The organism is Halomonas sp. LS-001 (assembly GCF_052983955.1).
The window spans coordinates 3,618,061-3,641,960 of sequence record NZ_CM129816.1 but is presented as its reverse complement, the minus strand read 5'-3'; the positions used below and the strand labels follow the sequence as shown (position 1 = coordinate 3,641,960).

The 23,900-nt window shown below is 56.4% G+C and carries 19 protein-coding genes; 4 read left to right on the top strand and 15 right to left on the bottom strand.

What is annotated here, in order from left to right:
* Positions 1-38: 38 nt before the first annotated feature.
* Complete coding sequence (locus tag ACU6TU_RS16135; protein ID WP_447142387.1) at positions 39-965, top strand: LysR family transcriptional regulator; 927 nt, start codon at positions 39-41, stop codon at positions 963-965.
* Positions 966-1,035: 70 nt separating this feature from the next.
* On the opposite strand, the gene ACU6TU_RS16130 is transcribed toward ACU6TU_RS16135, so the two are convergent.
* Positions 1,036-3,192 (bottom strand): methyl-accepting chemotaxis protein, encoded by a 2,157-nt coding sequence (locus ACU6TU_RS16130; RefSeq protein WP_447142386.1) that lies wholly within the window; start codon positions 3,190-3,192, stop codon positions 1,036-1,038.
* Positions 3,193-3,204: 12 nt separating this feature from the next.
* A complete protein-coding gene (locus ACU6TU_RS16125; protein WP_447142385.1) occupies positions 3,205-5,073 on the bottom strand; it encodes a methyl-accepting chemotaxis protein in 1,869 nt (622 codons plus the stop codon).
* Positions 5,074-5,295: 222 nt separating this feature from the next.
* Here ACU6TU_RS16125 and ACU6TU_RS16120 point away from each other — a divergent pair, with 222 nt between their 5' ends.
* Together ACU6TU_RS16120 and ACU6TU_RS16115 are read left to right on the top strand one after the other, a co-directional pair.
* Positions 5,296-5,847, top strand: a complete 552-nt coding sequence (locus ACU6TU_RS16120) for a histidine phosphatase family protein (RefSeq protein ID WP_447144279.1) — start codon at positions 5,296-5,298, stop codon at positions 5,845-5,847.
* A gap of 84 nt (positions 5,848-5,931) precedes the next feature.
* Positions 5,932-7,470, top strand: coding sequence for a diguanylate cyclase domain-containing protein (locus ACU6TU_RS16115; RefSeq protein WP_447142384.1), 1,539 nt, complete (start codon positions 5,932-5,934; stop codon positions 7,468-7,470).
* Here ACU6TU_RS16115 and ACU6TU_RS16110 read toward each other — a convergent pair.
* The 7 genes from ACU6TU_RS16110 to hemE all read right to left on the bottom strand — a co-directional run bounded on the left by ACU6TU_RS16110 (position 7,448) and on the right by hemE (position 15,080).
* Positions 7,448-8,176 carry an amino acid ABC transporter ATP-binding protein gene (locus ACU6TU_RS16110; protein ID WP_447144278.1) on the bottom strand — a complete coding sequence of 243 codons (729 nt, stop codon included), beginning with the start codon at positions 8,174-8,176 and terminating at the stop codon, positions 7,448-7,450. The two genes, ACU6TU_RS16115 and ACU6TU_RS16110, sit on opposite strands and share 23 nt — an antisense overlap.
* A 150-nt stretch (positions 8,177-8,326) precedes the next feature.
* On the bottom strand, positions 8,327-9,427 hold the full coding sequence (locus ACU6TU_RS16105) for an amino acid ABC transporter permease (RefSeq protein ID WP_447142383.1): 1,101 nt from the start codon (positions 9,425-9,427) through the stop codon (positions 8,327-8,329).
* A gap of 19 nt (positions 9,428-9,446) precedes the next feature.
* Positions 9,447-10,637 (bottom strand): amino acid ABC transporter permease, encoded by a 1,191-nt coding sequence (locus tag ACU6TU_RS16100; protein WP_447142382.1) that lies wholly within the window; start codon positions 10,635-10,637, stop codon positions 9,447-9,449.
* Between the two features lie 74 nt (positions 10,638-10,711).
* Complete coding sequence (locus ACU6TU_RS16095; RefSeq protein ID WP_447142381.1) at positions 10,712-11,737, bottom strand: amino acid ABC transporter substrate-binding protein; 1,026 nt, start codon at positions 11,735-11,737, stop codon at positions 10,712-10,714.
* A 306-nt stretch (positions 11,738-12,043) separates the two neighbouring features.
* Complete coding sequence (locus ACU6TU_RS16090; protein ID WP_447142380.1) at positions 12,044-13,054, bottom strand: amino acid ABC transporter substrate-binding protein; 1,011 nt, start codon at positions 13,052-13,054, stop codon at positions 12,044-12,046.
* 86 nt (positions 13,055-13,140) lie between these two features.
* Complete coding sequence (gene speE / locus ACU6TU_RS16085; protein WP_447142379.1) at positions 13,141-14,001, bottom strand: polyamine aminopropyltransferase; 861 nt, start codon at positions 13,999-14,001, stop codon at positions 13,141-13,143.
* Positions 13,998-15,080: a uroporphyrinogen decarboxylase gene (gene hemE, locus ACU6TU_RS16080; protein WP_447142378.1), complete on the bottom strand. Its 1,083-nt coding sequence runs from the start codon at positions 15,078-15,080 to the stop codon at positions 13,998-14,000. Before hemE ends, speE begins: the two co-directional genes overlap by 4 nt.
* 171 nt (positions 15,081-15,251) lie before the next feature.
* Here hemE and ribA point away from each other — a divergent pair, with 171 nt between their 5' ends.
* Positions 15,252-15,887, top strand: coding sequence for a GTP cyclohydrolase II (ribA, locus tag ACU6TU_RS16075; protein WP_447142377.1), 636 nt, complete (start codon positions 15,252-15,254; stop codon positions 15,885-15,887).
* 42 nt (positions 15,888-15,929) lie between these two features.
* On the opposite strand, the gene ACU6TU_RS16070 is transcribed toward ribA, so the two are convergent.
* From ACU6TU_RS16070 to ACU6TU_RS16045, 6 genes are all read right to left on the bottom strand, one after another.
* Complete coding sequence (locus ACU6TU_RS16070) at positions 15,930-18,650, bottom strand: VCBS domain-containing protein (RefSeq protein WP_447142376.1); 2,721 nt, start codon at positions 18,648-18,650, stop codon at positions 15,930-15,932.
* Positions 18,651-19,160: 510 nt separating this feature from the next.
* Positions 19,161-19,790 carry a glutathione S-transferase family protein gene (locus tag ACU6TU_RS16065; RefSeq protein WP_447142375.1) on the bottom strand — a complete coding sequence of 210 codons (630 nt, stop codon included), beginning with the start codon at positions 19,788-19,790 and terminating at the stop codon, positions 19,161-19,163.
* Between the two features lie 66 nt (positions 19,791-19,856).
* Positions 19,857-20,618, bottom strand: coding sequence for a co-chaperone DjlA (djlA, locus tag ACU6TU_RS16060; protein ID WP_447142374.1), 762 nt, complete (start codon positions 20,616-20,618; stop codon positions 19,857-19,859).
* A 30-nt stretch (positions 20,619-20,648) separates the two neighbouring features.
* On the bottom strand, positions 20,649-22,553 hold the full coding sequence (dxs, locus tag ACU6TU_RS16055; protein WP_447142373.1) for a 1-deoxy-D-xylulose-5-phosphate synthase: 1,905 nt from the start codon (positions 22,551-22,553) through the stop codon (positions 20,649-20,651).
* 82 nt (positions 22,554-22,635) lie between these two features.
* Positions 22,636-23,526 carry a farnesyl diphosphate synthase gene (locus tag ACU6TU_RS16050; RefSeq protein WP_447142372.1) on the bottom strand — a complete coding sequence of 297 codons (891 nt, stop codon included), beginning with the start codon at positions 23,524-23,526 and terminating at the stop codon, positions 22,636-22,638.
* A complete protein-coding gene (locus tag ACU6TU_RS16045) occupies positions 23,520-23,849 on the bottom strand; it encodes an exodeoxyribonuclease VII small subunit (RefSeq protein WP_447142371.1) in 330 nt (109 codons plus the stop codon). The genes ACU6TU_RS16050 and ACU6TU_RS16045 overlap by 7 nt, the downstream gene beginning before the upstream one ends.
* Positions 23,850-23,900: the final 51 nt, after the last annotated feature.

Below are 23,900 nucleotides of genomic sequence, written 5' to 3'. Positions count from 1 at the left end.
ATAACGCTTATTCAGTATATAGATATAGGTCATTTTTTATGCACTTTACCTTGCGTCAGTTAGAGGTTTTTGTCGCGGTGGCCCAACATGAGAGCGTCTCCCATGCCGCTCGTGTGCTGTCACTCTCGCAATCTGCCACCAGTACCGCCTTGGCGGAACTGGAGCGCCAGTTTGACTGCCAGCTGCTGGACCGCCTGGGAAAACGCTTAAAACTCAATGCTCTGGGGTTTCAGCTGCTACCCAAGGCGGTAGCACTGTTGGACCGTGGTGAGGAAATTGAAGGCTTGCTGCGTGGGCAGAAGGGGGTAGGTACGCTGGAAGTCGGTGCGACGCTGACCATCGGCAATTACCTGGCAACGCTGCTGATCAGTGACTTTATGCAGCGGTTTCCCGGTAGCCGAGCACGTCTGGCGGTACGTAATACCCGGCATATTATTGAGGGTGTTCGCCAGCACTCGCTGGATATCGGGTTGATTGAAGGGCCGTGCGACGATGAGGACATTATCAGCCAGCCATGGGTCGATGATGAGCTGTGTGTGTTCTGCTCGCCACGCCACCCTTTGGCCGGACGCGACAGGCTGGAACTGGAAGAACTGTTACGCGAGGATTGGATTATGCGTGAAGAAGGTTCCGGTACACGCTTGACGCTGGAGCAGGCGGCGCGCCATCGTCGCAGCCGTTTTAATACCTTGCTGGAGCTTGAGCATACCGAAGGTATCAAGCGGGCGGTGGAATCCGGTTTGGGTATTGGCTGCGTGTCGCGGCTGGCGCTGCGTGACGCGTTTCGCCGCGGCAGCCTGGTGCCCTTACCCACGCCGGACTTGGATCTGAAGCGCCAGTTCACGTTTATCTGGCATCGTCATAAGTACCTGGCTCCTGGCGTGCGTGAATTCCTGCGCCTTTGCCGGGAAATGACCGATGGCGCTCAGCGAAGCGATGACATCGCCCTGCCGCCGATTCCGTAAGTGTTCCTGAAGGGCGGCAGAGCGCGGTTTTCACTAAGAGCACTAAGCCCACTAAGAGCACTAATGCCCACTAAGGCAGGCGGCGTTGACCGTTGCCGCTTTCCAGCGCTTTCGTGTGTTTCTGAGCCTTTTCTAACGCTTGCCCTTGAGACTGCCCTTGATATTGCTCTGGAGAAAGCTTGAAGTTGCCGATGATATTTGTCAGATACATGGCCTGCTCTTTTAGCTGCTCTGCAGCGGTGGTGGATTCTTCTACCATGGCGGCATTTTCCTGAGTCATGCGGTCGAGTTCGGCCACGGCCACATTAACCTGACCAATACCATCGCTCTGCTCGCCCGTTGCGGCGGTGATCTCGCCCAGCACATCGCTGACCTGGGTTATGTGGCGAACGATATCCTGCATGGTCTCGCCGGCATGTCGCACCAGAGTGGTGCCATTTTCCACGTTGCTTTGTGACGTTTCGATCAGTCGCTTGATGTCGTTTGAGGCATCGGTACTGCGGCTGGCCAGTTTGCGGACTTCATCGGCCACCACGGCAAATCCTCGCCCATGCTCTCCTGCCCGCGCGGCTTCAACCGACGCATTCAGGGCTAGCAGATTGGTCTGGAAAGCAATGCCATCCATCAGGCTGACAATATCACCGATCTGGTTGGATGAAGCGGCGATGTCTTCCATGGTCGTCACCACTTCGGCCACCGCCTGCCCGCCGCGCTCAGCGACCTGGGAAGCTGAATGCGACAGCTGGTTCGCTTCTCGTGCAGAGGCTGCCGTATGTTCCACCGTACTGGTAATTTCTTCCATGGAGGCAGAGGTCTGCTGCAGGCTGGAGGCGGCATTTTCCGTCCGGCGTGAAAGATCCCTACCGCCAGTGGCGATTTCCGTTGCCGCCGTATTGACCGACTCACTGCTTTGGCGCACATCCAGCAGAATCGCCTGAATTTTTTCGGCGAACGCGTTGAACTGCTGGGCGACGGCGGCACTTTCATCACGCCCATGAACGGGCAAACGCTGGGTAAGGTCGCCATGGCCTGAGGCGATTTCTTCCATGCGGTTGGCCAGCCGTTTCAGGGGGCGGGCAATACGTCCACCAATCCACCACAGGGCTGCCATGCCAATGGCGGCAAGCAGCAGGCCAATCAGGGTCATGCCTAAGGTGTTTTGCTGCTTCTGTTCGCTGAGGACGCTCTGCAGGTCGTTCAACTCGGCCAGAGCTACTGATTCGGGCAACTGCAGCACCAACACCCAGGTAGTGGCGTTATCATCGCCCAGAGCAATCGGCTGGAAGCGTTGTAGCATGCCATCTGCAACGCTGCTATGGAGACGATTCTGTGCGGACGCTTCTTCAATACCGGCTAGCAGGGTGCTGCTGAGCGACTCTCCTGCTGGCAGGCCCAGGCCGTTTTCACCGGCAGTGTCAGCCACCAGCCCCCCTTGCCCGGCGACCAGCGCCATCCGTCCTGCACCGTCGTAAAGCGCTTGGTTGGCATCGGTTAACAGCGTCTGGATAAAGCTGAGAGACAGATCGGCCCCCGCGATCCCGCGAAATTCGCCATCGACCAGTATGGGGGCATTGAACGAGGTAACGAGATGCGTCGTGCCGCCAAAATCATAGGCGGCAGGATCGACAATACAGGCTGATAGCGTTTCACGCGGGCACAGATAATATTCCCCCTGGCGGACACCGTTGTCGAGTCGCGTCTCACTTTCTATGTCGTCACCAAGCGGCAGTAGCGCTAGCGAACCATCATCGTCACGATACCACCAGGGCATAAAGCGGCCGCTTTCATTATGGCCGTAACGCTCATCACCGGCGTAGCGCGCATCATCGCCAAAAGCATCAGGCTCCCAGCCGATATACGCATCCAGCAGTGACGGGTTGTCGGCCAGTGTCTGGCGTACCAGGTTCGATAACTGGCGACGGCTCAGAAAAAGCGCCCGCTGACCTTCCGAATCTTCCTTACCCATCAAGGCGTTGGTCGTAGCCAGCTGCTTGGCCAGTGTCATGGCCTGATCCAGTTCTCGTTGAATGCGCGCGCCCTCTGCGTCGGCAATGGCATCCAGGCGAGCACTCAGCGCATCTTCCATGAGCTCACGAGTGTGCTCTTCCACCGTTTGCTGGGTGCGAGCAGCGGCAAGCAGGTTGTACACCACCAGCGCTGCCACAATCGCCAGTAGACAAGGGCCTGCCAGTGCCACGACGAAAGAGCGTAACGAGCGAAAATGCATAGGGGTCATTCCTCAGGTAAGACGGCGACGTTGGTCAGATGTCTGATAAGGGGCTTGCAGCGTCGGCGTGGCCGCTTGAGACAGCTTGAAACTGCTGATCGTCCCCGCCAGGTGTTCGGATTGTTCTTTCAGCTGTTCTGCGGCAGTGGTGGATTCTTCCACCATGGCAGCGTTTTCCTGAGTCATGCGGTCCAGTTCGGCCACCGCGATATTGACTTGATGGATGCCGTCGCTCTGTTCGCTGGTCGCGGCGTTGATTTCCTCAAGCACATCGGTCACACGAGTGATGTGCGCGACGATGTCTTCCATGGTGACACCGGCATTGCGCACCAGCGTTGTGCCGTTATTCACCCGGGTCTGGGAATCTTCAATCAGCTTCTGGATATCGTTGGCGGCTTCGCTGCTGCGCCCGGCCAGTTTGCGCACTTCATCAGCCACCACTGCAAAGCCACGGCCATGCTCGCCTGCGCGAGCCGCTTCCACCGAGGCGTTGAGTGCCAGGAGGTTAGTTTGAAATGAAATGCTGTTCATTAACGTGACGATTTCACCAATCTTGTCGGAGGCCTGGGTGATGCCTTCCATGGTTGTCACGACATTGGCCACAACCTTGCCGCCCTCGTTTGCCACTTCGGAGGCGGTTTGCGAGAGTTTGTTGGCTTCCTGGGCAGAGGCGGCAGTGTGTTGAACCGTGCTGGTAATCTGCTCAATAGAAGCGGAAGTTTGCTGCAGGCTGGAAGCGGCGTTATCCGTGCGGCGTGACAGATCCTGCCCGCCCATGGCAATTTCGTTGGCCGCATGATGCACCGCCTCGCTACTTTCGCGGACATCCATCAGAACGGCTTCCATTTTGCCAACGAAACGATTGAATGCGTTGGCAATCTGGGCGACTTCGTCATTGCCATCTTCCGGTAGTCGCTGGGTCAGGTCGCCTTCGCCTGAGGCAATGTTGTCCATGGCGTTACGTACGCCAAGCAAGCGGCGAAGTAGCAGTGACAGCAGTAAACCAAAGACCACGGCGGTGATGCCGGCGACAACCAGCAGCGTGATGATTGACGTTGTTGCAATGGCTCGCAGGCCTGCGGTGGCCTCGCTTTCGTCAAGCGCGACTATCAACTGCCAGCCGCTACTGCCACCAACGGCACTCCCCATGAGACGCATGCTGCTGTTCTGCAGCTCAAGCATCTGAGGCTCGTCGGCTTGAATAATCTGTGTCAGGCGCTCATTGGTCAGATCGCTGCTCAATACGGAGGAAGGCTCAAGCGTTAGCTCGGCGTCAGGGTGCGCCACGAGAGTGCCGTCTTCGGTTGTCAGAAAACCAAAACTCGAGGGGGTTGGTGCAATACTGTCCACAATGCCGATAACATCCTGGATCGTAATGTCCGCGCCGATGACGGCGGCAAGCTGTCCATTACGGTAAAACGGGCGGGCAAAGGTAACAACCAAACGACCTGTCTGAGCATCAACATAAGGGGCGGTGATAATGGTGTCTTCTGCCTGGGTAGCATCCTGATACCAGGGCCGTTGGCGTGGGTCGTAATCGCTGGGTGGCTGCCAGTCATCGGAGAAAAAGGCTTCCGAGGTAGAAGGGTAGGCAATGTAGGCCGTCATGAAACTGCCGGAATCCGCGAGTTGGCGAAGTGCACTCAACGGGTCATCGCTCACTACGGCTTCTTCCATGCTGGCCAGCATGGAATAGCGGGCATTGAACCATTCATTAATCGCCTGGGTATTGCCGTTAACCACAGCACTCAGGTTACGGCTTACCTGTTGGTCATTGTGGTGTTTAACGGTGCTATAACTGGCAATGCCGTTAATGATCAGCGCTAATATGATGGCCGTGAGGGCGGCCAACAGGATACGGACTTTCAAAGATGCAAACATGAACGTTCTCAGGGTATAAAGGGAATGTTAGCGCTGCGGAAACGCTGCGCAGCAATTCAATAAATGAACCCTATCGGCACGTGCCGTAAAATCTTAAATAATTGTAAACTTTATCTTTTGGCAGCTTTACGCTGAATATGCCATTCAACGCATAAAAGGAGATCCCGTTTGTCGCTATCGGTGACGTTTTCATGCGCTACATGGCGCAACCGCTATCTCTTGATGCGTCACGGCCACAGTCAAGCGAACGAACAAGGGCTGATTATCAGTTCGCCAGCACGTGGGCTGACTGATTTCGGCTTATCAGCGCTGGGCGAAGAGCAACTATCGGCCGTTGTTGGGCGGTGGCGGTGGCCTACCCCGACGAAGGTGATCCATTCTGACTTTCTGCGTACTACCCAAACGGCACAAAGAGTCGCCAGTGCATTTGGCTTGACACCGCAAAAAGAGACGGGCTTACGAGAGCGCGACTTTGGTGAACTTGAAGGTCAGGCGGATCGCTACTACCCCCATATCTGGGCGCTGGATGCCCAGAATGCTGACCACCAACAGCATCAGGTAGAGACCGTAAGTCGCGTTGCCAGGCGTATGTGTGCCGTGATCGAGAGGGCAGAGCGCGAATGTGACGGTGAAACAGTGCTGCTGGTCAGCCACGGTGATCCGTTACAGATACTACTCACGGCGCTCGCCAATAAGCCGCTGACGCATCACCGTGAACAGCCCGCCCTGGCGCCGGCCAGTATTACCCTGCTGGCGGCGACGTTACACCAATGAAAATGCGGTACATCAATATCGCTGTGCTAGGCTATTTATAACTAATCCTACAAGTGATAACTAAGCCTATAAGGTAGTCAGCCCATGCCAGCTCCTTTAACGCCAGAGGTTTCTAAGCTACTGGATGCACTGGCCTCTGGCAGTACGGCGTTGCTGCAGCGCCGCTTCTGGAGCCATGGGGTTAACCAGCTGATGGCCGCGCTGGGTGAAGCTTCCGGTGTCAGCCGCGTGTGGATTTTCCAGATGCTGGAGCGTTCGTCGCATGGCATTTTGCAGGACTACGTTTTCGAATGGGCATCCAGGCCTGAATACCGTCAGCTAACCCAGCGGCGCTTCCGTTTTTTCACCACGATTATCGATGACAGCGAATATGCCGATATGGTGGCACGTCGCCAGCGTGGTGGTGCGCATACCTGCATTGTCTCGCAGTTGTCACCGGGTTCACTTCGCGACAATCTCGAAAGTCAGCAGATTCGCTCTATGGTGACAGTGCCTATCATGGTGAACGGCAAATGGTGGGGCACCTTGGGCTTTGATGATTGCGAGCGCGAGGTTAATTGGCTGGGGCCAGGTTTACAGGCGTTAGTTGTAGCGGCTGAACTGATTGCCTCTACCATTTATCGGCATCAGTTGACTAGTCACAAGCGCCAGGTCGCTTTGCTGGAGCGAGTGGCAGGTTGCGGTGCCTGGGAGATAGACCCTGGCACCCATGCGACCTGGTGCTCATCGGTACTGCTTAAATCGCTGGGCTACCCAGATGATTATGCCTCACTGCGACTCAGGCGATTGCTGGCTCACGTTCTGCCTGACGATCGGGCAGACCTGCGGTGCTTGCTGCGGTTGGGGCTGACTTGCGGACAGTCGAACTGCCGGATTGATGTCCGATTAAAAACCTTGCAGGGAGACGTCCTCTGGTATGAGCTGGTGATGGAAGCACATTACGCACCAGACGGTCGCCTGACCGGTTTGGCTGGGTTGGCCATTGATATCAGCCAGCGCAAGCAGAGCGAAGTGCAAGCCAGCGTAGCAGCAGAAATGGACGAGCTGACGGGTGTGTTAAATCGCCGGGGGATGTTTCGTCACCTTACGCACCTGTTTGAGCACAGCCATGCAGGGCAGCATTTTCTGTTGCTGCTGGATATCGATTATTTCAAGCTGATCAATGACCGCTACGGCCATCCCGCGGGTGATGCGTTGCTGGTCAATCTGACCAAACGTCTGCAGGCTGAATTGCGTCCAGACGACTGCCTGGTTCGCCTGGGCGGTGAAGAGTTTGCAGTGATTGCGGCGGATCTCAGCAAAGCGCAGGCATTGGCGCTGGGCGAAAGGCTGCGTTGTAGTATTGCCGATGATGTTTTTTTACTGGAGGCCATGCCGGAAATTCTGGGCACGCTGAGCAGACGTAACGTGCGGGTGCCGATGACCATCAGCCTGGGAATTACCGAGTTAAGCGCGCCTGACCTTTGTGCGGGGCAACAGGCAGCGCCTATGCAGGAACGAATACGTTACTGCCAATCCATGGCGGTCGCACAGGCGGACCAGGCGCTTTATGCGGCCAAAGAAGCTGGCCGCAATCAGGTAATGGCCTATTGGCAGTGGGTTAGTGTCCCAGAATCTGACTAAGGAACAGCTGAGTACGCTCAGACTGTGGGTTGTTGAAGAAGGGCTCGGGCGCGTTTTCTTCAATAATCTGGCCCTGGTCCATGAAAATTACCCGGTCGGCGACAGTTTTGGCAAAGCCCATCTCATGGGTAACGCACAGCATGGTCATGCCTTCTTCCGCCAGCTCAACCATGACATCCAGCACTTCCTTGATCATTTCCGGGTCAAGGGCCGATGTCGGTTCGTCAAACAGCATGACCTCCGGGTGCATGCACAGTGAGCGGGCAATCGCCACACGCTGTTGCTGACCGCCGGAAAGCTGGCCAGGGTACTTAAGCGCCTGCTCGGCAATGCGTACCCGTTCGAGATACTGCATAGCGAGTTCTTCGGCTTCACGGCGTGGTTTTTTCTGCACCCACATCGGCGCTATGCAGCAGTTTTCCAGCACGCTCAAATGAGGGAAAAGGTTAAAGTGCTGAAACACCATGCCCACGCTACGGCGAATCTGCTCGATGCGCTTCACATCCTGGGTCAGTGGCACGCCACCCACCGTAATATCGCCTTGCTGGTGCTCTTCCAGATGATTGATGCAGCGGATCATGGTGGATTTGCCGGAGCCGGATGGCCCACAGATCACGATGCGTTCGCCGCGTTTTACTTCCAGGTTAATATCCCGCAGAACGTGAAAGTCACCGAACCATTTATTGACGTCATGCATTTCGACCATCAGGTCTGCGTTGTCGATCGCTGCTTGTGCCATAGCGATATCCACCTTGTTTAATAAACTGTTTTTTATAAATGTTTCTTTTATAAGCTATTTTTCGCGAACGCCGCTTCTTAAAGCGACGTTCGCTATCAGGTCAATCCATGCTTACCGTTAATTTTGGTGACCCGTATGCAGTTTGCGCTCAAGGTACTGGCTATAGCGCGACATGCTGAAACAGAAGATCCAGAACATGAAGGCGGCAAAAACGTAGCCTTCCAGCGAGAACCCAAGCCAGCGGGAATCGGAAAGCGCCGCCTGGACAATGCCGAGCAGGTCAAACAGACCGATGATCATCACCAGGGTGGTGTCCTTGAACAGCGAGATGAAGGTATTCACGATGCCGGGAATCATCATCTTCAATGCCTGGGGCAGCACAATCAGGCCCATGCGTTTCCAGTAAGTCATCCCCAATGCGGCGGCCGCTTCTTCCTGGCCTTTGGGGATGGCCTGCAAACCGCCACGAATGACTTCTGCCATATAGGCACTCTGAAACAGGGTGATGCCGATCAGTGCCCGCACCAGGCGGTCGATATTCATATTCCCCGGCAGGAATAACGGCAGCATGACAGAGGCCATGAACAGAATGGTAATGAGTGGCACGCCGCGCCAGAACTCAATGAACACCACACAGAAGCTTTTCACGATCGGCATCTGTGATCGGCGCCCCAGCGCCAGCATGATGCCAATCGGCAAGGCAGCGACCATCCCCACGGTGGCCAGCAGCAGGGTCAGCATCAAACCGCCCCACTGGTTGGTCGGCACAACGGGCAGGTTGAAATAGCCACCGTGAAGTAATACGAAGGCGATGACGGGAAACGCCAGTAGGGCAAAGATGGCGACCCAGCGTTTCAAGGGCAAACGCGGAATCGCAAGCCAGGCGATCAGGCCGAAAAGACCGGCAAAGATGATATTGGCTCGCCAGGTTTCCTCACTCGGGTAAAGGCCATAAATAAACTGGCTGAGGCGGGCGTTGACAAACACCCAGCAGGCACCTTCGCGGGAGCAGTCATCACGGGAGGTCCCGATCCAGTCAGCGTTAATAAACGCCCACTGTATGGCGGGGACAAACAGCAAATACACCAGATAGAGCCCTATCAGGGTAAACAGCGAATTGATCGGGCCATTGAACAGGTTGGCACGCAGCCAGGCGACCAGGCCAATGGTACTCTTCGGCGCTGCCCGTTCAGGGATCATGTCACGATTATGAATCATTTTGTTATCCTCACCGGGCCTAGCGTTCGACCAGCGCCACGCGGGCGTTGAACCAGTTCATGAACATCGATACCAGCAGACTGATGGTGAGATACACCGCCATCGTCATGGCAATGACTTCGATGGCTTGCCCTGTCTGGTTGAGCGTTGTGCCCGCAAAGACAGAGACCAGGTCGGGGTAACCAATTGCGGTGGCCAGCGACGAGTTTTTGATCAGGTTGAGATACTGGCTGGTCAGCGGCGGAATGATGACTCGCATTGCCTGCGGAATGATGATCAGTTTCAGAATCAGATTGCGCGGCAGGCTCAGTGCCTGGGCCGCTTCTGTCTGGCCGTGAGCAATGGCCTGAATACCCGAGCGGACAATTTCAGCAATAAACGAGGCGGTATAGATCGACAGAGCCAGCCACAGGGCGAGGAACTCAGGGATCACGGTAATACCACCGCGGAAATTAAAGCCAGTCAGCTCCGGCATTTCCCAGGTAACGGGCACGCCAGTGGCTACCAGCACCAATAGCGGCAGGCCAAAAATCAGTACCAGGGACATCCAGCCGACGGGGAGTCGCTTGCCGGTCGCTTCATGACGGCGTTTGTTCCATATGATCAGCGCGATACTGGCCACAATGGCGATAAGGAAAGTGACTGGAATCAAACCAAAGCCAGATTCAAACAATGGCTGAGGTAAATACAACCCGCGGACATTAAGAAAAATTGCTTCACCAAAGGCCATGCTGTCACGGGCGCTTGGCAAGGTACGCAAGACGGCAAAGTACCAGAAGAAAATTTGCAGCAGCAGCGGAATATTTCGGAATGTTTCGATATAGACGTTGGCCAGCTTTGCAATCAGCCAGTTGGGCGATAGCCGGGCAATGCCCACAGTGAACCCGATAAGGGTTGCCGCCAGCACGCCGAGGCCACCGACCAGCAGTGTGTTCAGCAGGCCGACCAGAAAGGTTTTGCCGTAAGTACTCTGAGACGTATAGTCAACAAGGGTTTGAACAATCCCAAACCCGGCGGTATTACTCAGGAAACCAAACCCGGTCGTGATACCACGGTTGGATAAGTTGTCCTGAGTATTACCAATGATATAGAGCAGAAAAGCGGCAACCGCCGCAATCAGCAGGATCTGAAAGATAAGTGCCCGCTTGGCTCGGTCTCGCCAGAACGGTGGCTTTTGGCCAGCCGGGCGAGGGGTAGATTTTACAGACATGGGTGGCGTCTCCGTAAATCACAAACTCAATCAAGAGACCCGCCTTGCGGCGGGCCTGGGTTCATACGAGACGCTTAGCGGATGGGAGGTGCGTACTGTAAGCCACCTTCTGTCCACAGCGCGTTGACGCCACGTTCAATTTGCAGCGGAGAACCCATACCGACGTTACGGTCGTATATTTCAGCGTAGTTGCCTACCTGACTGATAATGTTGTAGGCCCAGTCAGCTTCCAGCCCCATGCCTTCGCCGTAGTTGCCGTCCTGGCCAAGCAGGCGAACGATATTGGGGTTTTCAGATTCCGTCATCTCTTCCACGTTCTCGCTGTTAAGGCCAAGCTCTTCAGCGTTCAGCAGAGCAAACAGCGACCATTTCACAACGTTGAACCATTCGTCATCACCCTGGCGCACGGATGGGCCCAGCGGTTCCTTGGAGATAACATCGCTCAGAATCACGGAGGCATCCGGGTCATCCAGCTGAATACGCAGGGCAGCCAGCTGTGAAGTGTCAGAGGTCAGCACATCACAGCGTCCGGCCTGATAGCCGCCAACGGTCTGTTCGGAAGTATCGAAAACGATGGGGTCGAATCCCATGTCATTGGCACGGAAGTAATCGGCCAGATTCAGCTCGGTGGTGGTGCCCGCCTGAATACAGATCGCGGCGCCGTCGAGTTCAGAGGCGCTGGAAATGCCCAAATCACGGCTGACCATAAAGCCCTGGCCGTCATAGAAGCTGACGCCAGCAAAGTTGATGCCCAGCGTGGTATCGCGGGTAGTGGTCCAGGTGGTGTTGCGCGACAGTATATCCACTTCGCCGGATTGCAGCGCCGTGAAGCGTTCAACGGCATTCAGGGAAACGTACTCAACCGCATCGGCGTCGCCCAGCACGGCTGCCGCCACGGCGCGACAGACATCCACATCCAGCCCTTGCCAGTTACCCTCATCATCGGGCGCTGAGAAACCGGGCAAGCCGTCGCTCACACCGCAGCGAAGCGCGCCACGTTCTTTGGTATCTTCCAGTGTCGTTGCATGGGCACCGGAAATACTGGCAAGCGTCAGTGCGCCTGTGGAAATCGCGAGAACCAGGTTTTTCTTATTCAGCATGTGATTTCACCTTAAAGGTTTATGTTGTTTTGTTTAAAGCATGCCAAGGCATGTGACTAAAACCTAGCAATAAAAGTGCCATCAAGGGTATGGTTCTGAATTCAGCGTTTTTCAACGCAAAATATCCTGCAGGATGGGGCCTATTGCTCTTTGAACAGGCAAAAACAGATCGCTGATTCACCAAAAAGGTGCATCGAGAGAACAGAAAGGGGGCGGGAGGCGAGTCAATACGGCATGTTCGAGTGAGCGACATGCGTTGGCACACTAGCGCAATGCCAGCGTGCCAGGCTGTTATCTATCGTTGAATCAGCGAATCGGGGGCGCGTACATGATGCCGCCATCAGACCAAAGTGCATTCAAACCACGGGCCACATTGAAGTCAGATTCCATCCCGATGGTGCGATCGTAAATTTCCGCGTAATTTCCCACCTGGCTGATAATGTTATAAGCCCAGTTAGCTTCCAGCCCCATTCCTTCACCATAGTTGCCGTCCTGGCCAAGCAGACGAATGACATTGGGATTCTCTGACGTGAGCATGTCATCGACATTGGCGCGGGTGATGCCCAGCTCCTCGGCGTTAATCATGGCGAAAAGCGACCATTTGACGATGTTGAACCATTGATCATCGCCCTGGAGAACGGCGGGGCCGAGGGGTTCCTTGGAGATGACTTCGGGTAATACGACCGCCATCGAGGGGTCAGACAGCTGCATGCGCTGAGCATAAAGCTGTGAAGCATCAGAGCTTAAAACGTCACAGCGGCCCGCTTCAAAACCGGCAATGGACTGCTCCGGGGAGTCAAACACCACGGCATCGTATGTCATTTCGTGAAGGTTGAAGTAATCCGCCAGATTCAGCTCGCTGGTGGTGCCGGACTGCGTACATACGGCTGCACCATCAAGCTCTTTGGCGCTTTTTACACCCAGGTCACTGGCCACCATGAAGGCTTGGCCGTCATAGTAAGTCACACCGGTGAAGTTCAGCCCCAGCGTCGTATCACGGCTGGAGGTCCAGGTCGTGGTGCGCGAGAGTAAGTCAACTTCACCGGCTTGCAAGGCAGTAAAACGCTCAACGGAATTCAGCGGTACAAAGTTGACTTTGCTGGCGTCGCCAAGAGCGGCGGCGGCAACCGCGCGACATACCTCGGTATCCAGGCCCTGGTATTCATCGTTACTATCCAGTGATGAGAAACCGGGTTGAGCCGCATTGACCCCACAGCGCACGCTATCGCGCTCCTGCACCGTTTCCAGCGTGCTGGCCGTGGCCAGCATGGGCACCAGCATACTGATTCCTGCTCCCAACCAACGAACGATTTTCATTTGTTATTCCTTATTGCGAAGAGTCAACCGATATCAGCCTATAAAGAGGCCGGACAATGCCCGGCCCTGGCGATGCGTATCTGTGTTCAGTCGAAGGCGTTACGCATGAACGGCGGCAGTGCCAGCGCACCACGGTGAGCATCGTCTGTGTAGTACTGTAGCGGCATTTCGTGCTCGGCGGCGGCTTGTTCGCGGAAATCTTCCACATTCAGGCCTTTACCTGCCAGAGTGACGCTCCACCAGCCAGAAGGATACACCGGCTGTGGGAAAGGCAGGGTTGCGACACTATCGAAACCCGCTTCGCGCATATCGTGACGCAGTTCGCGGATGATCGAGCCGCTGTGGTAAAGCGGAGACTCGCTCTGCTGGACCATGACACCGCCGCTTTTCAGAATGCGGTGGCAGCGCCTCAGAAAATCGGTCTTGAACAGCCCTTCGGCGGGGCCGACCGGGTCGGTGGAATCGATGATCAGAACATCAATGCTCTCATCAGCCGCCTCATCCACCCACTTGACGCCGTCGGCAAACAGCAGCTCGGCCCTGGGGTCGCCATTGGCCTCTACCAGCGCAGGAAAGAAGCGTTCAGAGGCTTTGGTGACTTCTTCATCGATATCGATCTGGGTCACTTTTTCAACGCCTGGATGGCGCAGCACTTCTTTCAGGGTGCCGCAGTCGCCGCCGCCAATAATCACCACCCGCTTAGGGTCCTGGTGAGTGAAGAGCGCCGGGTGGGCAATCATTTCGTGATACAGGAAATTGTCGCGATCCGTCAGCATCACACAGCCATCCAGCACCAACAGGTTGCCAAACGTCTCGGTCGCATACACTTCAAGGTGCTGGTAAGGGCTCTGTACATCAAGCAGTTTCTCGCGGATTTTCAGTGAGAAAGCACTGCCGTGATGATCAAAGATTTCCGTAAACCACTGAGTGTCTTCGAGCTGGCTCATTGAACACTGATCTCCCGATGATATTGAGGGCTAAGCTCGTGAAGCGCCTCCATAAAGGCGGTCACGTTGTCCGGGTTGGTGAACTGGCTGATGCCGTGGCCCAGGTTGAACACATGGCCAGGGCCGTGGCCATAGCTTTCCAGCACCCGTGCCACTTCGGCCCGAATGGCGGAAGGACGAGCGAACAGCACGTTCGGATCAAGATTGCCTTGCAGCGCGACCTTATGGCCCACCCGTGCGCGGGCGTCTGAAAGCTCGGTGGACCAGTCCAGCCCAAGCGCATCGGCACCCGCGCAGGCAATGTCTTCCAACCACTGGCCGCCATTTTTGGTAAACAGAATGACTGGCACACGGCGACCGTCATGATCGCGGATCAGCCCGGCAACAATCTGTTCCATATAGCGCAGCGAGAACTCACGATAGGCCGGTGTGGAAAGCGTGCCACCCCAGGTATCGAAGATCTGCACGGCCTGGGCGCCTGCGCGAATCTGCGCATTCAGGTAATCGGTGACGGCATAAGCCAGCTTGTCGAGCAGCTGATGCATGGCATCCGGTGTGTCATACAGCATGGCTTTAACGTGGCGGAAATCCTTGCTGGAGCTGCCTTCGACCATGTAGGTCGCCAGCGTCCAGGGGCTGCCGGAAAAGCCAATCAGCGGAACACTGCCGTTAAGTTCGCGGCGGATGGTCGACACCGCGTTCATCACATAATCAAGGTCGCGCTCGGCATCGGGCACTTTCAGCGCGTCGACTTCGGCAGGGGTGCGCACGGTTTTCCTGAATTTCGGGCCTTCGCCGGTCACGAAATACAGCCCCAGGTCCATGGCATCCGGGATGGTCAGAATATCGGAAAACAGAATGGCGGCGTCCAGCGGGTAGCGCTCCAGCGGCTGCATGGTGACTTCACAGGCCAGATCCTGATTGCGGCATAGATCCATAAAACTGCCCGCATCGGCACGGCTGGCGCGGTATTCCGGCAGGTAGCGGCCGGCCTGACGCATCATCCAGACGGGGGTACGGTCGACGGGCTGGCGGGCCAGGGCGCGCAGGAAACGGTCATTCTTTAACGCTGACGTCATAAACAGGACTCTTGGAAAAGTAAACAGTGACGCAATTATAGGGTAGCAAGGCCGCCAGATGATATGGCCAGAGGATGGCGAATGCGCGGCAAAGGCAGTAACTTCCTGATAAAATGCTAGTCAACTTTGACACGCTTGGCCTGAACGGGTGTGCTGACACCGAGGTAACCTGTGACGATTCGCTTTATTGCTGCTTCCCGTCTGCCCACACCGTGGGCAACTTTTACCATGCACGGCTTCGAAGATGATGCCACCGGTAAAGATCACATTGCCCTGACGCTGGGCGATGTGGCTGGCGACCCGCCTGTATTAGGGCGCGTTCACTCTGAATGTCTGACCGGCGATGCGCTGTTTTCCATGCGCTGCGACTGCGGTTATCAGCTGCAGGAAGCGCTCAAGCGTATTGCGGCGGAAGGGCGGGGTGTTCTGTTGTATCTCCGCCAGGAAGGGCGTGGCATTGGCCTGCTTAACAAAATTCGCGCCTACCACCTGCAGGATGAAGGCGCGGATACGGTAGAAGCCAATGAACGCCTGGGCTTCGGCGCGGATATGCGCCGCTACGATCTATGCGTCCCGATGCTTGATCACCTGGGCATCACCGCCCTCAAGTTGATGACCAACAACCCCCGCAAAGTGGATGCGCTGACCCGCGATGGCGTCAACGTCGTCGAACGCCTGCCGATTACCACCGGGCTGAACCCACACAACGAGCACTACCTGACCACCAAGGCAGGCAAGCTCGGCCACATGATGGCGCTCGAAGACTTCCAGCACGCCAGCGACGTGGATATCGAGCGCAAACCTTAAGGCCGGTGATGCCCGCCAGGAGATGCCCGTCAAAATAAGGTGTCAGGCGACATCATAAAGCAGCTGTGTTGACTGAGGGTTGTTCCAGCCTACCAGGTCAAAATCATCCTCAAACAGGGTCGCCAGTGGCACATCCGACACTAGGCTGGTGGTTTCGGACAACAGGAAGCCGCCATCATCGCCGTTCGGATCGAAGAGGCTGAAAGTAGGCAGATTGTCGGCAAAGTCTGAGGTAATGCCGGCATCAAAGCGCAACAGCCCAGTGAACAGATCCATATCCAGTCCTAGCGTCGAAAGATTGCTGAAGACAGCTTCCATGTCCACATCGACCATGAAGTCGATCAGACCGTCGGCGTTGCCGTCAACGTCCGCGTCGAAACCACTCAACTCCCCGACAGTGATGGAATCGCCCAGGGAGAATCCGTTAATCGTTGAGCCATCTTCCAGCATGGCCATCAACGGAAGGTCCATGACCTCCAGTTCGAATTCCTGAATCGCCTTGAGCGTGGTGATGAGGTTGACTGTAAAAAGATCCCAATCATATTCAAGTGATATCAGGTTCAGGGATGCGCCCGCGACATCAATAGTGAGCCCTTCGCTGCCGGAATCGCCGAACTGGATGGGGACGCCTGTGGCCGACTGGATAATTTGCGACACCACAGCATCAACATCAATATCCAGCACGGCAACATCATCCTCGCCTTCGCTAGTGAGGGTATTTGATCCGGGTGGGTCAAGTTCGCCGGTTGTTTCGATCACAGGGAAGTTGAGATCAAGCGTTGCCAGTCTCCCCAAATCAATCGAGGTTTCCAGGTCATCCTCGGCATTGAAGTCAAAAATATTGAAACCAGGCTCACCCAGACTGCCCTCAAAACCGGTAATGCCTCCAGTATCAAAGTTGAACAGGTTAAGGGTGGAGGATCCCAGCAGGACATCAAGCCGGGTGTCGAGGTCAAAGACGAAATCCATGCCAAAATTGACATTGGGGCTCATGGTGGTGAAATTGGCGCCGCCATCCAGTGAGTAGATGCTGTCGATCTGGAAGGTGTCACTGGCTTCCACCTGGCGTGGGAACTGAAAGCGGATATCCACGGGAATCTCGCTGTCCACCTCGCCGGAGTTGAAATAGAAATACGGCTGAAGCCCTACCCTGGCATCCAGATAGCCGCTGGTGCCTACCCTTGGCGTGGTAATGGAATCCGGCAGGTCAATATCCGCCTCGCAGTCGGCGCCGAACCAGCTGCCAATTTCGCAGCCTAGATCGGCGAAGGCCTGGGCTATGACCTCGATCCCTTCAAAGATGCCATCGAGCACATCCCCGGAAAAAGTGTAGCTGGGGATAATGGTGGCATCCAGACTGAGGTTGCCGGTATCAAAGCCCAGAAAAGGAAGGTCCGGCTGAAGAATAAGAGCCTCACCGGTACCGAACATCGACTGGTTTTCGGTCTGGAAAAGCAGTTGATCTGTCACCTGTAAAGGAGCATCGTCGGAACCGTTAACGGTTATCGTGACGGTTTTTGGGGCGGAGGTATCGCTCTCTTCAGGAGCGGTTGGGCTGGTGCCTACGCCCGAATCATCGATGGCCACATAATCAAAGGTGACGTCACGCGACTCACCCTCATCCAGAAACTGGAAATTATCGCGCGGATTAAAGGTGAAGGTGCCATTACCGTTGTTGACCACCTCACCATACTGGTTGCCAAAGGCGTCCGTGGGTGCGGAGATGATCGCATAGCTCAGGGTGTCGCCAATATCGATATCGCTGGCCAGAAAGGAGCCGGTTACACCATCGCCGATCAGAGATGGGTCGCGCGGATCAAAGGCGTCATCTTCATCTACCGAGAACGCAAGGTTCTGGGCAATCGGCTGGTCGTTCTGGCCATCAATGGTGATTTCGACGGCAGCTGAGGCCAGGTTGCCTTCCTGGGATTGCGTCTGATAGGCAAAGCGGTAGGTACGAATGGCATCATGTCCAAGCCGGTCAATATCCGCACCATCCGCTTCAAAGGATGCAACGCCGTCTTCTGAGACGGTCAAGGTGCCAAGTTCAAGGCCATCGATCACCACCAGTCGCTGGAAACCATCGTCTTCCAGAGCGAGGAGTCCGTCTGCATCTTCGACGGCGATCACGGTTTTACGGGTGCCATCGGCAAGAATGCCGTTGCTGTCGTTAACCAGCAGATCAAGGGTATTGCTGGAATTTTCATCGACCTCGAAGGCATCGTTTCTTGCCACGCCGCTGGTCATACCTACGATTTTCTCACTGCCGGACCGGTGATCGGTATCGCCGACAGAGGTATAACGCAGACCAAGATCAGCCAGATCAAGGCTGTCCAATGATAGCGCCATACTGTCAGAGGAAAGAATGAAACTGGCGGAAGAAACATCATCCTTGCCCATGCCTGGTGTGCCAAAGGCGACACCGACGTCAAATTTTCCGGTCTGCTTCACGGCAGACCCCTTCATGTTGACGTCTCCCCGGACACTGTCGACCTTTCCCTCCGCTATCCGGCTTGACGTCAGTAACTCCTCACTACCGTCAATACCTGTCACGGCAAGCTGCGCCTGACTGGCATCCAGATCATTCAGGTCAAAAAAGAAACCCCGTAAATCCCCCAGTAGACCGGAACCCAGAACAGTCAGGTCGAGCCGCAGTGTGCCGTCATTCTGTTCGGTGATTTCCACTCGTGTGTTAACGGGACCTGAAACAATAAAGGAGGTGGAGCGTGACAGATAATCGCTGCCGTCATGATGTGTTGTCATTGTTATACCCTCAGAATCAGCAAGCAGAGCCAATAGGTTAAAAACGGTGAGTATCCATCCCTAAAATGCTACTGACTGCGTCAGGTCCTTTAACGTCTGGGATTTACGCGCTGGCCCAATGGCTAATAATTAGCCAATCTGGTAGAGGTAAGTGTGAGCCTTCATCATCTGCTAAGGCGGGCCAGTGGTGAGTTCCAGATTAAGATTAGACGAAGCGGGTCAGGCTGCCAGTGTTATTTTTACTTTCGGTAACATTTTGGCGTGTAAAACTTTACAAGAGCAACGTCACTGTCGTGTGGAAACGTTTTTTGTAGGCGTTACTAATTTCGCTGGTTGGGTCTGGGCCACTTTTCGCGCATGCTTTTATCCAGCAGATTTTTATCTGCCAGTTTATCCGGGTGATTCTGGCTTATCAGGCGTTGATAGGTTTTCTTGAGCTCGATATCTGGTCGAGTGAGGCTATACCGCCACAACGGCGGCAAGTACCTGTATGGCTAAAACTCCACCAGATCAAGACGCCGCGTCTGCTGCGGCCTGTTCTTTTTGCATGGCGCGCGCAATGGCTGGTCGCTGCATGTGCTGCTTGCGGTAGGTGTTCAGGGGCTCGGGCAGGCGATGTTTCATGCTGGTTGCCCATGACAGGGTCTGGGCCAGGAACAGATCTGCCAGCGTGAAGGTGTCGCCGACCAGCACTTCCTGACCATGAAAGCGTCGCTCAAGGGCGAGCAGGGCGCGCTGGAATTCCCAGGCGGCCGTCGGCAGAACGGCTGGTACACGCTTTTCACGGGGCAGGGCAAAGGTATGTTTGGCCTGAAACCACAGCGGCTGTTCAATTTCAGTGACGATAAAGCTTAACCATTGGTCCACCTGTGCCCGCTCTTTGGCATCGGTTGGCAGCAGGCTGCCATTACCGTATTGCTCCGCCAGATAACGGCATATAGGCGCGGATTCAAATAGCGTCAACTCGCCGTCTTCCAATACCGGCACTTTGCCATCCGGATGGCGGGCCAGGTGCTCAGCGGACTGGCCTTCGCCTTTTTCCAGTGCTATATGTTGGCAACGGTAGTCCTGGCCGAGTTCTTCAAGTGTCCAGGTGGCCCGCAGCGAGCGAGATTTCGGATAGGTATAGAGTGTGATCATATCCATTCCTTTTGCTTTGCAATGGTGATGTTTTCATCGCCGGGATGATCCTGAAGAGAATACAGTTTAGCTATCGCGTGCAGCGCGAATACGCTCATAGGCGTTACCGATCTCGCTGGTGCGGGCCTGGGCCACTTCACGCATGCTTTCCGGCAGGCCTTTGCCGGCCAGTTTATCCGGGTGGTTCTGGCTCATCAGGCGTCGATAGGCTTTCTTGATCTCGGCATCGCTTGCCTCGTCCGATACACCAAGCACCTGATAGGCATCTTTCAGCGCTTCTTCGCTGGCTCCCTGGGAGTTGGCAGCGGCACCGTGGAGCATGGCTTCAATCTGGCGTACTTCAGCGTCGCTGCAGCCAACGCCTCGGGCAACGCGGAGGATCATGTCGTGCTCGGCAGGGTGAAGCTCGCCGTCGGCGGCAATCGCCGTCAACTGCACTTGCAGGAAGACCTGACGCAATGTCGGCTGTCGCTGGGTCAGGCGGTTAACGTTGGCCAGCTCTGCTTCCAGATCAAAATCATCCGCGCGGCCACGCTCAAAGGCTGCCTTGGCTTTAGCGCGGGCCGCGCCCTGCAGGCGCATCTGGTCGAAGAGTTTTTCGGCGACACTCAGCTCCCCTTCGGACACGTGGCCGTCGGCCTGGCACAAGCAGCCCATGACCGAAAAAATCGATTCCAGAAAGCCTTCCTGAATCTTCATGCGTGCGGCGTTCAGGCGGCGGCCAATATATCGCCCCAACCCCCAGCCCAGCCCGGCACCGATCAGCAGGCCAATAAAGCCACCAAAGGCCAGACCAATCAGGCCAAATATAATAATCAGAAATAACATGACACTCTCAACTGTCTAAAAGATAAAAATTTACGCCAATCGAGCGCGGATAGCGCGTTCGATGCCTTCAGCATTCAGGCCGCAGTCGCGGATCAGCTCGGCTGGCGTGCCGTGTTCCACAAATGCGTCCGGTAGGCCGAGGTTGAGCACCTCTATCTGAACCCCTTCGGCGGCGAGTAGTTCATTGACGGCGCTGCCTGCACCACCTGCCACCACATTCTCTTCCAGTGTGACGAGAAGTTCATGCTCATCAGCGGCATGCAGAACGGCATCACGGTCCAGCGGTTTCACGCAGCGCATATTGATATGGGTGGCATCCAGGCGTTCGGCGACGTCGGCAGCGGCGGTATTGAGGCTGCCGAAGGCGAGTATCGCAATGCGCGTACCGTCGGTCTGGCTGATGCGGCGAACGTGCGCTTCACCAATGGGGATTGGGTCAAGGTGCGCGGGGATGTCACTACCAGGCCCTGTGCCACGTGGGTAACGCACTGCCGCAGGTCCTGGGTGGTGGTAGGCTGCGCTGAGCATGGCGCGGCATTCGGCTTCATCGGCCGGTGTCAGAAGGACCATGCCGGGTACGCAGCGCAGGTAGGAAATATCCAGGCTGCCATGGTGAGTCGGGCCGTCTTCACCGACCAGCCCTGCCCGGTCAATGGCGAAGGTCACGTCAAGGTGCTGAACCGCCACATCGTGAATCAGCTGATCGTAACCACGCTGCAGGAAGGTGGAGTAAATCGCCACAATCGGTTTCATACCCTCGCAGGCCATGCCCGCCGCCAGGGTGACCGCATGCTGCTCGGCAATGGCCACATCAAAATAGCGCTGCGGGTATTCCTGTGAAAAACGAATCAGGTCGGAGCCTTCACGCATGGCAGGGGTGATTCCCATCAGGCGAGGGTCAACGGCGGCCATATCACACAGCCAGTCACCGAAAACGTTGCAGTATTTGCGCGGTGCCGGTTGTGACGGTGGGCGACGCTGGGTCTTGGCAGCATCGGGGCGTTCAAGCTTGGTAATCGCGTGGTAGCCGATGGGGTCGGCTTCCGCTGCCAGAAACCCTTTACCTTTACAGGTTTTGATATGCAGAAACTGTGGGCCGTCCAGGTCGCGCAGGTTTTCAAGTACCTGAGTAAGCGCATCGAGGTCATGGCCATCAATGGGGCCGACATAGTGAAAGCCCATTTCTTCAAACAGGGTGGCGGGGCTGACCATGCCTTTCATGTGTTCTTCGGTGCGGCGTGCCAGCTCCAGTGCACCCGGCAGGTGCGAAAGCACTTTTTTGCTTTCTTCACGCATCTTGAGATAGGGCTTGCTGGATAGCACGCGAGCAAGATAGGTGGCGATGCCGCCTACGTTCTCGGAAATCGACATTTCGTTGTCGTTGAGAATCACCAGCAGATTGGCGTCCACGTGGCCTGCGTGAGCCAGGGCTTCAAAGGCCATGCCAGCGGTGAGTGCGCCATCGCCAATAATGGCGCAGACGCGGCGCGGTGTCTGCTGGGTCTTGGCGGCCAGGGCCATGCCTAGCGCGGCGGAAATGGAGGTGCTGGAGTGGCCGACGCCAAAAGTGTCGTATTCGGATTCCGCACGGCGTGGAAAGGCGGCCAGCCCTTCATGCTGGCGAATACTGGTCATGGCTTCGCGGCGGCCAGTCAGGATTTTGTGCGGATAGGCTTGATGGCCGACATCCCACACCAGCCGGTCTTCGGGCGTGTGGAAGGCGTGATGCAAGGCAACGGTTAGTTCCACGACGCCCAGGCCAGCGCCAAAGTGACCGCCGGAAACACCGACGCTGTACAGCAGGTAAGCGCGCAGCTCATCAGCCAGCTGGTTGAGCTGCTGAAGGTTCATGGCCCGCAAGGCAGCGGGATGATCAAAGGAGTCGAGCAGCGGCGTGGCCGGGCGCTCGCGGGGAATCTCATCAAACAGCTTCATGGGCACTCTTTCATCGATACGCTTTCATGGGGTCGCGTCATGGGGCGTTTTTTCGCCGCCATCCTGATAACGGTTGCTGCCTTCAATGGTCGCGCTCGATCATATAATAGGCAAGTTCCGCCAGTGGGGTGGCGGCATCACCCAGTGGTGCCAGCGCAGCCACCGCCTCGTCAATCAGCTGGCGGGCTTTTTCCTGTGCCCCGGCAAGCCCAAGCAGGCCGGGATAGGTGGGCTTGGCGCGGGCGGCATCGGCGCCGGAAATCTTGCCCAGGGTGGCCGTGTCACCGGTTACATCCAGGATGTCATCGTGAATCTGAAAGGCCAGCCCGATGCACCGAGCGTAAAGGCTTAAGGCTGTCAGACGCGGGTCGCTGGCGTCGACGGCCGTCAACCCGCCCAGGCGCACGGCGGCATCAATCAGGGCGCCGGTTTTGTGCGCGTGCATATGCGCCATGGCGGCGACATCCGGGTGCCCACCGACGGCTTCAAGATCAAGCACCTGACCGGCTACCATACCCTCACGTCCGGCGGCATGTGCAAGCGTGTGCACCAGCGCCCCCAGGCGCGGGTGTGGCTGACGGGCGAGCACTTCGAAGGCCAGCGCCTGCAATGCATCTCCGGCAAGAATCGCCGTGGCGTTGTCGTAGGCTTTGTGCACGGTAGGTTGGCCTCGGCGCAGGTCGTCATCGTCCATGTCCGGCAGGTCATCGTGAATCAGCGAGTAGGCATGAATCAACTCGATTGCGGCGGCAGGCGCATCCAGGGTGTCGTCGTCAGCCCCCAGAGCGCGGCCTGCCAGATAGACCAGCAACGGGCGCAAGCGTTTGCCGCCCACCAGAAGCCCGTGACGCATTGCCGCATCCAGCCGTGGTGCGGTGGCGTCGCGGGACTCAAACAGCGCGTTCAATGTTGCGTCAACGCGTTTCTGGCTGGCGGCGCGCAAGGTATCAAGAGATGGCTCAGTGGCTACCATGGCGGGGCATCCTTATAGGGCGTGTCGCGTTCCGGGGCGCTTTCCGCAGGTGCCTGTTCCGCAGGCGCGTTCTCAACAGAGCTGTCAGGCGGGTCGAACGGCGTTACCGCAGGGCGCCCCTGATTGTCTTCGCTAAGCGCTCGGACTTTCAGCTCGGCGGTATCCAGACGTTGCTGAGCTTCACGTGTCAGGCGAATGCCCTGCTCGAAGGCGGTCAGCGAATCCTCCAGCGACAGCGCGCCTGATTCCAGTCGCTCGACGAGGCTTTCCAGCTGCTCAACCGTGGCAGCAAAATCTTGTGAAGAAGCGTTTTGGTCACTCATGGCCAACCTACCGTATCTGCCTGACTCTTATCGGCGTTTGATAAACACCGT

Coding starts and splice junctions, on each gene's coding strand:
- ACU6TU_RS16135 (WP_447142387.1), top strand. CDS start 39: ATGCACTTTACCTTGCGTCAGTTAGAGGTTTTTGTCGCGGTGGCCCAA.
- ACU6TU_RS16130 (WP_447142386.1), bottom strand. CDS start 3,192: ATGCATTTTCGCTCGTTACGCTCTTTCGTCGTGGCACTGGCAGGCCCT.
- ACU6TU_RS16125 (WP_447142385.1), bottom strand. CDS start 5,073: ATGTTTGCATCTTTGAAAGTCCGTATCCTGTTGGCCGCCCTCACGGCC.
- ACU6TU_RS16120 (WP_447144279.1), top strand. CDS start 5,296: ATGCGTCACGGCCACAGTCAAGCGAACGAACAAGGGCTGATTATCAGT.
- ACU6TU_RS16115 (WP_447142384.1), top strand. CDS start 5,932: ATGCCAGCTCCTTTAACGCCAGAGGTTTCTAAGCTACTGGATGCACTG.
- ACU6TU_RS16110 (WP_447144278.1), bottom strand. CDS start 8,176: ATGGTCGAAATGCATGACGTCAATAAATGGTTCGGTGACTTTCACGTT.
- ACU6TU_RS16105 (WP_447142383.1), bottom strand. CDS start 9,427: ATGATTCATAATCGTGACATGATCCCTGAACGGGCAGCGCCGAAGAGT.
- ACU6TU_RS16100 (WP_447142382.1), bottom strand. CDS start 10,637: ATGTCTGTAAAATCTACCCCTCGCCCGGCTGGCCAAAAGCCACCGTTC.
- ACU6TU_RS16095 (WP_447142381.1), bottom strand. CDS start 11,737: ATGCTGAATAAGAAAAACCTGGTTCTCGCGATTTCCACAGGCGCACTG.
- ACU6TU_RS16090 (WP_447142380.1), bottom strand. CDS start 13,054: ATGAAAATCGTTCGTTGGTTGGGAGCAGGAATCAGTATGCTGGTGCCC.
- speE (WP_447142379.1), bottom strand. CDS start 14,001: ATGAGCCAGCTCGAAGACACTCAGTGGTTTACGGAAATCTTTGATCAT.
- hemE (WP_447142378.1), bottom strand. CDS start 15,080: ATGACGTCAGCGTTAAAGAATGACCGTTTCCTGCGCGCCCTGGCCCGC.
- ACU6TU_RS16070 (WP_447142376.1), bottom strand. CDS start 18,650: ATGACAACACATCATGACGGCAGCGATTATCTGTCACGCTCCACCTCC.
- ACU6TU_RS16065 (WP_447142375.1), bottom strand. CDS start 19,790: ATGATCACACTCTATACCTATCCGAAATCTCGCTCGCTGCGGGCCACC.
- djlA (WP_447142374.1), bottom strand. CDS start 20,618: ATGTTATTTCTGATTATTATATTTGGCCTGATTGGTCTGGCCTTTGGT.
- dxs (WP_447142373.1), bottom strand. CDS start 22,553: ATGAAGCTGTTTGATGAGATTCCCCGCGAGCGCCCGGCCACGCCGCTG.
- ACU6TU_RS16050 (WP_447142372.1), bottom strand. CDS start 23,526: ATGGTAGCCACTGAGCCATCTCTTGATACCTTGCGCGCCGCCAGCCAG.
- ACU6TU_RS16045 (WP_447142371.1), bottom strand. CDS start 23,849: ATGAGTGACCAAAACGCTTCTTCACAAGATTTTGCTGCCACGGTTGAG.